The sequence below is a fragment of the Mycobacterium sp. NGS41 genome (assembly GCF_059812725.1).
In genome coordinates this window covers 53,445-66,214 of record NZ_JCALDF010000021.1, presented here as the reverse complement: position 1 = coordinate 66,214, position 12,770 = coordinate 53,445, and the positions used below count along the sequence as shown (strand labels likewise).

Annotated in this window: 14 protein-coding genes and 1 pseudogene; 13 read left to right on the top strand and 2 right to left on the bottom strand. The window is 63.4% G+C overall.

Annotated features, from left to right (window positions below):
- The first annotated feature begins 61 nt into the window (after positions 1-61).
- The 12 genes and pseudogenes from AC5Y21_RS18340 to AC5Y21_RS18285 all read left to right on the top strand — a co-directional run bounded on the left by AC5Y21_RS18340 (position 62) and on the right by AC5Y21_RS18285 (position 9,358).
- Entirely contained in the window at positions 62-1,330 is a 1,269-nt protein-coding gene (locus AC5Y21_RS18340; protein WP_499914387.1) for an aromatic ring-hydroxylating oxygenase subunit alpha, read from the top strand.
- Positions 1,327-1,662, top strand: a complete 336-nt coding sequence (locus AC5Y21_RS18335; RefSeq protein WP_499914385.1) for a hypothetical protein — start codon at positions 1,327-1,329, stop codon at positions 1,660-1,662. The genes AC5Y21_RS18340 and AC5Y21_RS18335 overlap by 4 nt, the downstream gene beginning before the upstream one ends.
- Positions 1,659-2,924 carry a metal-dependent hydrolase family protein gene (locus AC5Y21_RS18330; RefSeq protein ID WP_499914383.1) on the top strand — a complete coding sequence of 422 codons (1,266 nt, stop codon included), beginning with the start codon at positions 1,659-1,661 and terminating at the stop codon, positions 2,922-2,924. Before AC5Y21_RS18335 ends, AC5Y21_RS18330 begins: the two co-directional genes overlap by 4 nt.
- Before the next feature lie 11 nt (positions 2,925-2,935).
- On the top strand, positions 2,936-3,388 hold the full coding sequence (locus AC5Y21_RS18325; RefSeq protein WP_499914440.1) for a MarR family winged helix-turn-helix transcriptional regulator: 453 nt from the start codon (positions 2,936-2,938) through the stop codon (positions 3,386-3,388).
- Between the two features lie 144 nt (positions 3,389-3,532).
- Positions 3,533-3,814 (top strand): annotated as a pseudogene (locus AC5Y21_RS18320) (2Fe-2S iron-sulfur cluster-binding protein); the annotation flags it as partial.
- A 35-nt stretch (positions 3,815-3,849) separates the two neighbouring features.
- Positions 3,850-4,593, top strand: a complete 744-nt coding sequence (locus AC5Y21_RS18315) for an SDR family NAD(P)-dependent oxidoreductase (RefSeq protein ID WP_499914381.1) — start codon at positions 3,850-3,852, stop codon at positions 4,591-4,593.
- A gap of 13 nt (positions 4,594-4,606) precedes the next feature.
- Positions 4,607-5,878 carry an aromatic ring-hydroxylating oxygenase subunit alpha gene (locus AC5Y21_RS18310; RefSeq protein ID WP_499914379.1) on the top strand — a complete coding sequence of 424 codons (1,272 nt, stop codon included), beginning with the start codon at positions 4,607-4,609 and terminating at the stop codon, positions 5,876-5,878.
- Entirely contained in the window at positions 5,875-6,216 is a 342-nt protein-coding gene (locus AC5Y21_RS18305) for a hypothetical protein (RefSeq protein WP_499914377.1), read from the top strand. Before AC5Y21_RS18310 ends, AC5Y21_RS18305 begins: the two co-directional genes overlap by 4 nt.
- 75 nt (positions 6,217-6,291) lie before the next feature.
- Positions 6,292-7,137: a TauD/TfdA dioxygenase family protein gene (locus AC5Y21_RS18300; protein WP_499914375.1), complete on the top strand. Its 846-nt coding sequence runs from the start codon at positions 6,292-6,294 to the stop codon at positions 7,135-7,137.
- A gap of 10 nt (positions 7,138-7,147) precedes the next feature.
- Positions 7,148-7,462 (top strand): hypothetical protein, encoded by a 315-nt coding sequence (locus AC5Y21_RS18295; RefSeq protein WP_499914373.1) that lies wholly within the window; start codon positions 7,148-7,150, stop codon positions 7,460-7,462.
- 46 nt (positions 7,463-7,508) lie between these two features.
- The gene (locus AC5Y21_RS18290; protein WP_499914371.1) at positions 7,509-8,390 is read left to right on the top strand and encodes a glycoside hydrolase family 16 protein; all 882 of its coding nucleotides are present in this window, start codon (positions 7,509-7,511) and stop codon (positions 8,388-8,390) included.
- Between the two features lie 149 nt (positions 8,391-8,539).
- On the top strand, positions 8,540-9,358 hold the full coding sequence (locus AC5Y21_RS18285) for a glycoside hydrolase family 16 protein (protein WP_499914369.1): 819 nt from the start codon (positions 8,540-8,542) through the stop codon (positions 9,356-9,358).
- Positions 9,359-9,361: 3 nt separating this feature from the next.
- Here the strand turns inward: AC5Y21_RS18285 and AC5Y21_RS18280 are convergent, their stop codons facing one another.
- Positions 9,362-10,804 (bottom strand): glycosyltransferase family 39 protein, encoded by a 1,443-nt coding sequence (locus AC5Y21_RS18280; RefSeq protein WP_499914438.1) that lies wholly within the window; start codon positions 10,802-10,804, stop codon positions 9,362-9,364.
- A 138-nt stretch (positions 10,805-10,942) separates the two neighbouring features.
- Between AC5Y21_RS18280 and AC5Y21_RS18275 the strand changes: the two genes are divergently transcribed.
- Positions 10,943-11,248, top strand: coding sequence for a hypothetical protein (locus AC5Y21_RS18275; protein WP_499914367.1), 306 nt, complete (start codon positions 10,943-10,945; stop codon positions 11,246-11,248).
- A gap of 3 nt (positions 11,249-11,251) precedes the next feature.
- On the opposite strand, the gene AC5Y21_RS18270 is transcribed toward AC5Y21_RS18275, so the two are convergent.
- Positions 11,252-12,673 carry an amidohydrolase family protein gene (locus AC5Y21_RS18270; protein ID WP_499914365.1) on the bottom strand — a complete coding sequence of 474 codons (1,422 nt, stop codon included), beginning with the start codon at positions 12,671-12,673 and terminating at the stop codon, positions 11,252-11,254.
- Positions 12,674-12,770 lie beyond the last annotated feature (97 nt).

The following is a 12,770-nucleotide window of genomic DNA, read 5'->3' as shown; positions in this document are numbered from 1 at the left end:
CGGACTCCTACGGATCACCTAAACCGGTGGCTGCCCAGCACCGGAACGGACAGGAGCGATCATGGCTCGATTCCCCAAGCCGGCTGAGGGTAGCTGGACGCAGCATTACCCCGAACTGGGCACCGAGCCGGTGTCCTACGAGGATTCCATCAACCCGGAGATCCACAGCCTGGAGCGCGAGGCGATCTTCAAGCGGGCCTGGCTCAATGTGGGCCGGGTCGAACAACTTCGACGCAAAGGTAGCTACTTCACCAAGGAGCTCAAGGTTGTCAACACCTCGATCATCCTGGTGCGCACGGCATCTGGGGAGGTCAAGGCATACCACAATGTCTGCCGCCACCGCGGCAACAAGCTGGTGTGGAACGACATGCCGCTGGAGGAGACCAGCGGCGTATGCCGGCAGTTCACCTGCAAGTACCACGCCTGGCGCTACGACCTGGACGGTAACTTGACCTTCGTGCAGCAGGAGGAGGAGTTCTTCGATCTCGACAAGAGCCGTTATGGGCTGGTGCCGGTGCACTGCGATGTCTGGGAAGGCTTCATTTTCGTCAACTTCGCGAAGCAGCCCGAACAGTCGTTGCGCGATTTTCTCGGGCCCATGGTCATCGGGCTGGAGGGTTATCCGTTCGACCAGATGACCTCGCGCTGGCACTACCGCTCGGAGGTGAAGGCGAACTGGAAGCTGTATATGGATGCCTTCCAGGAGTTTTATCACGCACCGGTGTTGCATGCGAACCAGTCGCCGACGGCGTATTCGAAGGCGGCGGCCGAGGCTGGTTTCGAGGCTCCGCACTACCGTCTGGAAGGGCCGCACCGGTTGGTCAGCACATCGGGCGTGCGGGCCTGGGAGATGTCATCCGAGATGCGGAAACCGATCGAGGACATCTGCCAGAGTGGACTGTTCGGGCCTTGGGACAAGCCCGATCTGGGGGAGATGCCGGTCGGCCTGAATCCCGCGAAATGCGATCCGTGGGGCCTGGATTCGTTCCAGCTGTTTCCCAACTTCGTGGTGCTGTTCTGGGGTCAGGGCTGGTATCTGACCTACCACTACTGGCCGACGTCGTACAACAGCCATGTGTTCGAGGGCACGCTGTACTTCCCGCAACCACGGACCCCGCGGGAACGGGTGGCCCAGGAGCTGGCGGCCGTGTCGTTCAAGGAATACGGGCTGCAGGACGCCAATACCCTTGAGGCAACCCAGTCAATGATCGAATCCAGGGTGATCGATCGGTTCCTGCTCAACGATCAGGAGATCCTGCTGCGTCACCTGCACAAGGAGACCGCGGCCTGGATCGACGACTACCGCCGCACGTCCAAAGCGGGAGTGTGAGCGTGGTGTCAATGCTGCCAACGGAATTCGCCGACCTCGAACCCTTTGCGGACTGGTGTCTGCCCTCCGAACCGGAGCGCTACGCGAAGCGGCTGGCCAGCTCGATGACGGAGATGAAAGCCTTTTACGACGCGATCACCCCGCGTGCCGAGGAAGCTCTTGCGTACTGCGACAAGTTCTCCCTGGACGACCTGCCCGAGGATGTCCTGAATCTGATGCACCTGCTGTATTCCATGATCATGGTGTCGTTTCCGGTGGAGTGCTGGAAGCAGCCCCGGGTCCCCGACTCAGGGGCGTCCACCCTGGACTGCGTGTCCGAGCCGGTTCCGTGAGCGGTGCCACCATCCTGCGCGCGGCCCGATGGGCCGACGTCGACGCCGGCCAGGTTCGCTCTCCGGCGGTAGTGGTAATCGACGGCGAGCGCATCGTCGCCGTCAATCCTGAACAGCCGGTAGGGGATTCGGCCACCGTCATCGACCTCGGCGACGTCACGTTGCTGCCGGGCCTGATGGACATGGAGCTCAATTTGTTCATCGGCGGGCCGGGCGGACCGGAGGGGCTGCCCGCACCGCTGCATGGCGTCCAGGATGACCCGGCGTATCGCACCCTGCGGGCGGCGGTCAATGCGCGCACCACGCTGGACGCGGGATTCACGACCGTGCGCAATCTCGGACTCATGGTCAAGACCGGCGGCTACCTGCTCGATGTTGCCCTGCAGCGCGCCATTGATCAGGGTTGGCACGTCGGCCCGCGCATCTATCCCGCCGGGCATGCCGTGACCCCCTACGGCGGTCACCTGGACCCCACGGTATTTCAGCGACTGGCGCCGGGGATCATGCCGCTCTCGGTCGCTGAGGGGATCGCCAACGGTGTGCCCGACGTGATCGCCTGTGTCCGATACCAGATTCGCCACGGCGCCAAGCTGATCAAAGTCTCGGCGTCTGGCGGAGTCATGTCGCACAGCACCGCGCCGGGCTCCCAGCAGTACTCCGACGCGGAGTTCGCCGCGATAGCCGACGAAGCGCACCGGGCCGGCGTTCGGGTGGCCGCGCACGCTGTCGGCGATACCGCGATACAGGCATGCATTCGCGCGGGCATCGACTGCATCGAACACGGCTTCCTGGCCAGTGACGAGACCATCCAGATGATGGTCGATCACGACACCTTCCTCGTGTCGACCACCTACCTGACCGAGGCGATGGCGATCGACCGGATCGCGCCGGAATTGCGCAAGAAGGCAGAGGAGGTCTTTCCGCGAGCAAAGTCCATGCTGCCCAAAGCGATTGCCGCTGGCGTTCGTATCGCGTGTGGGACTGACGCGCCGGCGATCCCGCACGGCCAGAACGCCAAGGAACTGGTTGCCTTGGTGCAACGCGGCATGACGCCCATGCAGGCGATCCAGGCCGCCACGGTGGTGGCCGCGGAGTTGATCGATGCCGACGACGAGCTGGGCCGGCTGGCGTCGGGCATGCGCGCCGACATCATCGCCGTGCCTGGAGATCCGTCGCAGGACATCGGCGCCACCCTGGACGTCTCGTTCGTCATGAAGAACGGACAGATCTCCAAAACCCCCGGCGAGGGCGTCGAACGATGACAGAGCCGGGCATGGAACTCACCGACCACATCCTGTGGTTGCTCAAGCAGGCTTTCTACTACTCGCTGACCACCATCAACGAAGCGATGAGTGCGCACGGTGTGAGCACGGCCCAGATCGGCGTGCTGCGTCAGCTCGCCAACGAACCGGGTCTGTCGGGAGCCGAACTTGCCCGGCGCCTGCTGATCAGCCCGCAGGGGGTTCAGGTGGCGCTCACTTCGCTGGAACGACGCGGTCTGGTGGAAAGGAAGAAGGACCCGCAGCACGGCCGCATCCTGCAGGCCTACCTCACCGGAGAAGGGCGCAACGTCGCCGCGACCGTGGTCAGTAGCGCGTTGTCCGCTCACGGGCAGGTATTCGGTGTGCTCAGTGCGCAGGAACAGGAGACCCTGCGCGAATTGCTGGGACGTGTGGTCGAAAAGGGCACTGGCCATGAGCTTTTCAGCGACTGCGTCGACGAGTGAGGCCCCCTGGCGATGCGCCGGACCGCCACCGACATATCTAGTACTTGAGATTAATCGCAAGTAGTTGATATTGTGCAGAAGATGCGAGATGCCCGTGCTTTGTCCTATGTCGATGCCGCACGGGCAAACGACGCTGATATCGGTGATGCCGCTACCGAAGAAGTGACAATCGAGCTCGGTGGGCGCACTACGACGGTGCCCTACGTCCAGGGCGACACCTTGCTGCAGACCGCACGCATGGCCGGCTTGCCCGCTCCGTCGTCATGCGAAGTCGGTAACTGTGGAACATGTATGGCGCGACTGACCGAAGGTTGCGCGCGAATGCTCAACAACGAGGCGCTCGAGGCCGATGAGCTAGCCGAAGGCTGGGTCCTGACCTGTCAGTCCCTGCCAACCAGCCGGACGGTGCGGGTGGTCTACGAGTGAACGTAGGGGAGACGAACCGCGATGGAGCGCAGTCGATGAGCAGGGTGGCCGTGGTGACCGGTGGCGCGTCGGGAATCGGTGAGGCCACCTGCCACGAACTGGGCCGGCGCGGTCTGAAGGTCGCCGTGCTCGACGTCAACGAGCAAGCGGCGCAACGAGTTACCGAAGATCTGCGGACGTCTGGAAGCACGGCGATCGGTGTCGGCGCCGATGTCACCGACCGGCTCGCCACCGAAGAGGCCTTCGCGAAAGTGCGTACCGAGCTCGGCCCGGTCTCGGTGCTGGTGACCTGTGCCGGGCTTTTCGGATTCTCAGCTTTTACCGACATCACTCCCGAGGCCTGGTCGCGGATCATCGACGTGAACCTGACCGGCACCTTTCATTGCTGCCAGGTCGCGCTGCCGGACATGCTGGCCGCGAAATGGGGCAGGATCGTGATGATTTCGTCGTCGAGTGCGCAACGTGGATCGCCCTTTGCCGCGCACTACGCGGCGTCCAAGGGGGCGGTGATCACCCTGACCAAGTCGCTGGCCCGCGAGTACGCCGCAGACGGGATCACGGTCAACACCATCCCGCCGTCGGGTATCGAGACACCGATGCAGCACCAATCGCAAGCCGCGGGGTACTTGCCATCGAACGAGCAGATCGCCAGCAATATTCCGGTGGGCTACCTGGGAACCGGGGCCGATATCGCTGCGGCGGTGGGGTTCCTGTCCTCTGATGAGGCCCGCTTCATAACGGGCCAGGTCTTGGGCGTCAACGGCGGAGCGGTGTTATGACAGGGAGGTCACGATGAAACGATCGGGGAGACCCACTGGAGGATCCCAGGGGTCTTGGACCGAGCACTACAGCGAACTGAGCACCGGTCCCGTCTCTTTCAGAGACTCCACGTCCGAGGAGTTCTTCGAACTCGAGCGGGAAGCGGTCTTCAAACGAGCTTGGCTCAACGTCGCCCGGGTCGAGGAGCTGCCGCGTACCGGTAGCTACCTGACCAAAGAAATCGAGGTCGCCCGCGTCTCGGTCATTCTGGTCAGGGGCCGAGACGATGTCATTCGTGCGTTCTACAACGTCTGCCGTCACCGCGGAAACAAATTGGTCTGGAACGACTTTCCCGGTGAAGAAACCCGCGGGACCTGCCGGCAATTCACCTGCAAGTACCACGGGTGGCGGTACGGCCTGGACGGGGCGCTGAACTTCGTGCAGCAGCAGTCCGAGTTCTTCGACCTCGATGCGGCCGACTACGGACTGAGTCCAGTGCACTGCGACGTCTGGAACGGCTTCATCTTCATCAACTTCGACAGCGAGCCGCGGCAGAGTCTCCGCGAGTTCCTGGGCCCGATGATCACCGGCCTGGACGACTACCCGTTCGGCAAGTTGACCGAACGCTACGAATGGGTCGCGCACAACAACAGCAACTGGAAAATCTTCGCCGATGCGTTCCAGGAGTACTACCACGTGCCGTCGCTGCACCCGCAACAGGTGCCACCGGAGGTGCGCGACCCCAACGCCGGATTCACTTGCGGGCACTTCCAACTCGACGGTCCGCACCGGCTGGTGTCGACGGCGGGGCGGCGTCGTTGGTTGCTTCCCGCGGAGTACATGTATCCGATCGAACGGGCCACGCAGAGCGGGCTAGTCGGACCATGGCGCACCCCCGACATCGGCGAGTTGCCGGCCGGACTCAATCCGGGCGGCATCGAGCCGTGGGGGATCAGCAACTTCCAGATCTTTCCCAACACCGAGATTCTGATCTACGGCGGCTGGTATCTGCTCTACCGCTACTGGCCCACTTCTTACAACACGCACCGCTTCGAGGCCTACACCTATTTCAATCCCGCTCGCAGCGTGCGAGAGCGCGTCGAACACGAAGTTGCTGCGGTGGTGCTCAAGGAATTTGCGTTGCAGGACGCGGGCATGCTCGGTGGGACGCAGGCGGCCCTGGAGTACGGCGTCGTCGACGAGTTCCCGCTGAGCGACCAGGAGATCCTGGTGCGCCATCTGCACAAGGTAGTCGTCGACTGGGTCAGTGAGTATCAGCGGGAAAAGTCGCCGGTGGGAGTGTGACCATGTCCGAAGCAATGCTGCCCAGCGCCTTCGCTGAGCTGGAAGCCTATGCCCAAACATGGTGTCTGGCAACGGAAACCGAGCGCTGGAACGCCAGAATGGCCAGCAGCATGTCCGAGATGCGGGAGTTCTACGACGCGTTTTTCCCGCGGCTGGAAGAGGCCATCGAATACTGCGACAAGTTCGCGCTCGACAGTTTGCCCGACGATGCGCTCAACCTGCTGTACATGATTTATTCGCTGATCATGGTCGCCATGGCGGTGGAGATCATGCATCAGCCAGCGCCGGTCAACGCTGCCGATGCGGTGATGATCCGCACCGGCGAGCCAGTGCCCTGAGTCGACCCCCCTGCGGCAGTTCGCGTTTCAGTAGATTCCAGTATTTCCAGTAGATTCCAGTAGATAGGTCAGCCCATGAGTCTGCTCACCATCAACAAGCTCACCGACTCGGTCGGTGCCGAAGTCTGCGGCCTCGATCTGGCGCACGCTGCCTCCGACGACCCGATCGGCGAGACCATCCTCGACGCTTTGGAGGCCAACGGCGTGCTGGTCTTTCGCGGCCTGCAACTGGATCCCGAGGCGCAGGTTGCCTTCTGCCGCCGTTTGGGCGAGATCGATCACTCCTCCGACGGCCATCACCCCGTCCGGGGGATCTACCCGATCAGCCTGGACCCGTCGAAGAATTCGTCGGCGGCCTACTTGAAGGCCACGTTCGACTGGCACATCGACGGATGCACGCCGCTCGGGCAGGAGTTTCCGCAAAAGGCCACCATTCTGTCGGCCGTGCAGGTCGCCGATTGGGGCGGCGAAACCGAATTCGCCAATTCCTACGCCGCGTACGACGCGCTGACCGCAGCGGAAAAGGAGCGGTTCGGCTCGCTGCGCGTCGTGCATTCCCTGGAAGCCTCCCAGCGTCGTGTCACCCCCGATCCCAGTCCCGAGCAGTTGGCGCGCTGGCGTTCTCGTCCTACCCACGAGCATCCGTTGGTGTGGACGCACCGCACTGGCCGCAAATCACTGGTGTTGGGTGCTTCGGCCGACTACGTCGTCGGCATGGATCTCGACGACGGCCGCGCCCTGCTGGCCGAACTACTCGAGCGCGCGACTATGCGCGACCGGGTGTACAGCCATGTCTGGTCGGTCGGCGACACCGTCATCTGGGACAACCGCGGCGTTCTGCACCGAGCAGCACCCTACGACCCTGACTCCCGCCGCGAAATGTTGCGCACCACCGTGTTGGGCGACGAACCGATCCAATAGGAAGACGAAAATGGCAAAGACATTACTGCTGGTCGAAAGCAAGCCAGCCACACCACAATTGGTCGACGAATACCATAAGTGGCACGAGCAGACCCACATACCCGAGATGCTCCAAGTCGAGGGATTCGTCTCGGCCCGCCGCTGGCGTGCCGACGACGGCGAGTGGTTCATCACCCTCTACGAGATCGACACCGATCCCGACACCGCACGCGCCAACCTGAGAGCGGCGTTGCAGGGCGGCCAGATGTCCAGGCCCGTCGTCGTCGAGACCCAGCCACCTCCGGTGATGCGCTACCTGACCCTGGTCGGCGACGACCAGGACTAGCGAATCGCCTGCCTTACCGCGGCGCCGCATGGGCTGATATCGTCCCTTGCTTGTGCCTGACATGGATCGTCGACGCATGATGTTGGCGACGGGCTTCGGGGCTCTCGCGGCCATGATTCCCGTCCCGCACGCTGGGGCTACTCCGTTGCGGCCCACCCGCCCAGATGCACCGCCGCCGCCCACTGCGCCGTCCGCGCAGAGCGGGTCGTTCCTGTTCCACGACGAGTTCGACGGCCCGGCCGGCTCGTCGCCGGACCGGTCGAAGTGGATCGTGTCCAACAACCGGACACCGATCCGGAACCCGGTCAACTGGGACAGGCCGGAATTCTTCGGCCAGTACCGTGACAGTCGCCAAAACGTGTTTCTGGACGGTAATTCCAACCTTGTGCTGCGCGCCACCAGGGAGGGCAATGCCTACTTCGGCGGGTTGGTCAGTGGCACCTGGCGCGGCGCCATCGGAACGACCTGGGAAGCCCGCGTCAAACTCAACTGTCTCGGGCCCGGCATGTGGCCCGCATGGTGGTTGTCCAACGACGATCCGGGCCGCAGCGGCGAAGTCGACTTGATGGAGTGGTACGGCAACGGGGAATGGCCGTCGGGAACCACGGTGCACGCAAACCCCGACGGGACGGCGTTCGAAACCCACCCGATCGGGATGGACGGCGCCTGGCACAACTGGCGAGTCACGTGGAATCCAAGCGGCATGTACTTCTGGCTCGACTACGCCGAGGGCATGCAACCGTATTTCAGCGTTCCGGCGACCGGCATCGAGGACCTCAACGATCCCATCCGCGAGTGGCCGTTCAACGATCCGGGCTACACGATGTTTCCGGTGTTGAACCTTGCGGTGGGTGGTTCGGGTGGTGGCGATCCAGCGCAGGGGAATTACCCGATGGAAATGCTCGTCGACTGGGTTCGTGTCTTCTAAACCGCGCCAGACTTTCACGGCGAAGCTGGGTGCAGGCGGGTCGCCGCCTGATGATCCGCAAAGGACATGCGACGATGTTCGGGACTCACGCGCACTGACCGAAATTCCGAGTCGGAGGTCTCGGCTTCTAACGATTGGTGGTATCTGAGATGGATCGTCGCCGCATGTTGTTGACGACGGGGATTGGCATGCTGGCAGCCGCGGCCACAATCCGCGTGCCCGAGGCCGGGGCGCACCCGTCGCCGCCGGACGCGCCGGCCGGTGGGCCCTACATTTTTCAGGACGAATTCGACGGCCCGGCGGGCGCAGGACCCGATCCGGGGAAGTGGACGGTGCAGACCTGGCAGGACGACGTGTTCCCGCAGGTCGAGGGGATCTATCGGGACGATCGCCGAAACGTGTTCCTGGACGGCAATTCCAATCTCGTCCTTCGCGCCACGAACGACATGGGCCAGTACTACAGCGGCAAACTGCGCGGCAACTTTCGAAGCATGATCAACCAAACCTGGGAAGCGCGGATCAAGCTGAACTGTCTGTACCCCGGCCTCTGGTCCGCGTTTTGGGGTGTCAACGAGGATCCTGAGCCAGACGGCGAGGTCGACATCTTCGAGTGGTACGGCAACGGCAGTTGGCCTGCGGGAACCACAGTCCACGCCGCATCCAACGGGAAAACCTGGGAGGGGAAATCGATTCCCGGCTTGGTCGACGGTGGCTGGCACACATGGCGAATGCAGTGGGCTGAAGACGGATTCCACTTCTCGCGCGACGGGGCACCCTACTTCAGTGTTCCGCCGAAGCCCATTCACGTCGCCGGTGGCGCTCCTGACGACTTTCGGTGGCCGTTCAACAATCCCGGCTATTGGATGACCCCCATGTTCACCCTGGCCGTTGGTGGGGTTGGCGCCGGCGACCCTGCGCGGGGCACGTTCCCGGCGGACATGCTCATCGACTACATCCGTATCTGGTGAGCGTTATCGCTCTGCCTTGATCACCTGAACGAGGTTGAACTGCCAGCGCTCGACGAGCCGAAAGCCCAGGTCGCGCGGAACCGCGAAGGCCGGAGTTGCGCCATAGCGTGGGCCCGGCGGGAGCGCCCGCCCCTGCTCGTGAGCGGGCGTCGACCCGTCGGCTTGAGTGATGATCCACACCACTCCACAGTGGCTCAATGGCGTGGCGACCACTTCCGGGATGAGATTGGTGTCGAAGACGTCGTTGCGATCCGTAGCTCGTTGCCAAAGGGTGAGGTCGATCAGCTTGCGGTACGCATCGGGGCGCGCCGCCAGCAAAGGTCGCATCGGGGCGGGCATGAACGTCACGGTGTCGTTCACCAGTAAGCAATCACCTGGTGCTGCCTTGGCGCTGATCAGATCGGCTACCTGGCTGTAGTCCATTCCGTATTTGGAGTACGGGTTACGTTGCGCCCGAAGGTAAGTGGGCGCCGCGACCACGGCGAAAAGAGTAACGAGCGCTGCCGCTATCCATGGTTTGACCGCCAATGCGCCAAGACAGACGCCCAGGATCAGTGCCATTGCCGGCGCGGTGAAGCATAAGTACCGCGGCGTGTAGATCGGATGAACCAGCGCCGACCAAACGACGATCGATGCGGTCGGTATCACGACCCAGGAGACTGCCAAGGTCAACAGTTGACGATCTGGCTCGCTCAGTTGCGCCGATGTGTAGCGCCACAAGACAATAGCCGCAGCTATTACCAGTGCGGACAACACCGCGAACAGCGGGCTCCTTTCGAAGTATTGCTGAACCAGCACATCTTCGATCGTTCGGTGCCCGATCGGTGCTATCCACTTGATCTGCTGAACTTGCCCGACGACTTCAATCACGAACGGGGACACCGCGCAGAGCCCCAGAACCGACGTCACAGCGAATTCGACTAGCACCGTCCGAGTGCGCCGGAAGGCGCACATGAAGACGACGTGCGCGATCAACACCAGTACGAGATACATGTCGAGCACAATCGACAAAGCCAGGGCGACCCCGTAACACAGCCATAGCCAACGGCTTTCACGGCGTGCGGCGACAACGAGCAGTATGGTCAGCCACACCGCGACCATCATCGACATCGCATAGGGGCGAGCTTCGATGCCTGCCCATGTTGTCCGCGGCAGAATGCCGCAGACAACTCCGGCGGTCAGCGCCACCGTGCGAGACGAGAACTGCTTTGCCAGCACCACAATTCCCGCTGCGGCCCCGCCGGCGGCCAGGCCGCTTGGTGCGCGCGACCAGAATTCGGTGTGCGGGAAAATTTGAAACCAGCCGTGCATGAGCAGGTAGTACAGGCCATGCACCGCGTCGACGTTGCCCAACATCCGCCACAGCTGACCAAGGGATCGGCTGTATGAGGCCGAAATGGTCGCGGCCTCGTCGTACCAAAATGACGGACGGGCGGCGCCGCCCATACTTACCGCGGCGGCCAGCACTCCCACGATCAATGCGTCCAGGCGCCGTGACACACCGCCATGTTGCCAGAGGCGGACCGGCCTCCGGCATGCCGAACAAGTTCCTCCGACCCGCCGATTCGAACGTATGATCGATGAATGGCTCCGCTCGGGTCGATCGGATACAACGGGCAACCGGTCCGCGACCCGTTTCGGGTGGTGCGCCCGCCGATCACGGTGCTTATTGACCTGACGGTGCTCTTTCCTCGTGAGCCGCATCGTTCGGGCCGGTACCAGCCCAACGGACTGCAGCTGCACAAGGTCGTCGAGGGGCGGCTGAGCTGTTGGGGCATCTGCGAGCAGGGCGACTGGTGGGGGTTGGTGACCTATCCGATCGCGTACGGGTCCAAGCGGAAGACCGTCACGCACTGGGTACCGGCTTGGACGCTGCGCAAGAAGCGCTGACGATCACCCCTGGACTTTGCCCGGCGGAGGCTGCAGCCGGCGCCCCTGCACGTAAGTCTCGGCGATTGACGTCTCCCGGGTCCTCATCAGCAAACCGAACAGTGTCTGGTCCCGGGCCATGATGGGGTCTTGTGACCGTACGCCCTGAGTGATCACCGCCTTGAGCGCCGGCGTGCGGGTCGGGTCGACGGCGACGAAGTCGGCCTCCTTGCCGACGTCGAAGTTGCCGAAACGGTCCTCCATATCCAGGGCGCGCGCGCCGCCGAGTGTTCCGATGAACAGCATCTCGGCCGGATGCAGGGAAACTGCTGCATCGCCCGGCTCGGATATGTGCACCTTGAACGCGGCGGCTAGTACCTGCGGTATCGGCCATTCATCGCCGCCTCCGAAATCCGTTCCGGCGGCGATGTTTACACCGGATGCCACGGTCCGAAGCCACGGCATGGTCCCCGAGCCCAGGAATTGCTGGGAAATGGGGCAGTGTGCAATCGAGGTGCCCGTCTCGGCCATGCGGTGCAGTTCCACGTCCTGGCAGTGCACGGCGTGCGCCATGATGGTGCGCCGGCCGAGCAGGCTTGATCCGCCCACTTTCGAGCCGGGCAGGAACTTGCCGTCGTAGGTGTCCAGGTAGGTGTCGACCTGGTAGGTCTGTTTGGTTTCGTCCACTTCGCCGGTGCCCGGACGATTGTTCTCGTTGAGATGAGTGTGAAAGTACACCCCGCGGTCTCGGACCGAGTCATACAGCTCGCCAAGGCTTTTCAGTGTCTGCGGTGTGACCGCCAGCGAGAACCGCGGGACGATCGCGGCGTGCAGTAGTGCGGTTGCCGGATCGCCGGTATCAGCCGCGTGCCACTTGGCGATTTCTTCGCGAGCCAGCCGGATGGCGTCCTCTTCCGACGTCATCAGCGGCGCCGCCGCCTCAGGGCCGACGGTCTGGATGCCGCGCCCGCTGACGATGCGCAGGCCGCGGCGCCGGGTCTCGGTGAACAGCGCATCTTGGGCGTGCGGAAACGGAGACCCGAAGACCATGGCCGCGGTGGTTCCCGACGCGACGCGCCGGTCGCAGAACTCGACGGCTGCCTGCTGAGCGAAGCTCGGGTCGGCGAAACGGGCTTCGGCGGGGTAGATGCACTCGGTCAGCCACTCGAGCAGCTGACCGCCGCCGTATGAGTCGCCGGCGAACGTCTGAGGGAAGTGCACATGGGTGTCCACAAACCCGGGAAGCAGAAAGTCGGGCCGGTGATCGGACACCGCCGCAGCACGGTACTGAAACGGGACGTCGGCACGTTCGCCGCAGAACGCGATCCTGCCGTCGTCGTCCACCACCAGCGCGCCCTCGGGGATGGACACCAGCGCCTCGGCGGCTTCCGTTATCAGCGGGGCGCCGGCGAGGTGAAAGATGTGCCCGAGATGAATCCGTGCCATGTGGCCCCCCTGAGTGCATTCGGCTCACCACGCCGGATCATGACACGCGCGGCGGCGTTCCGCTACGCAATCAGGCGGACACGCGGCGCGGTCTGCT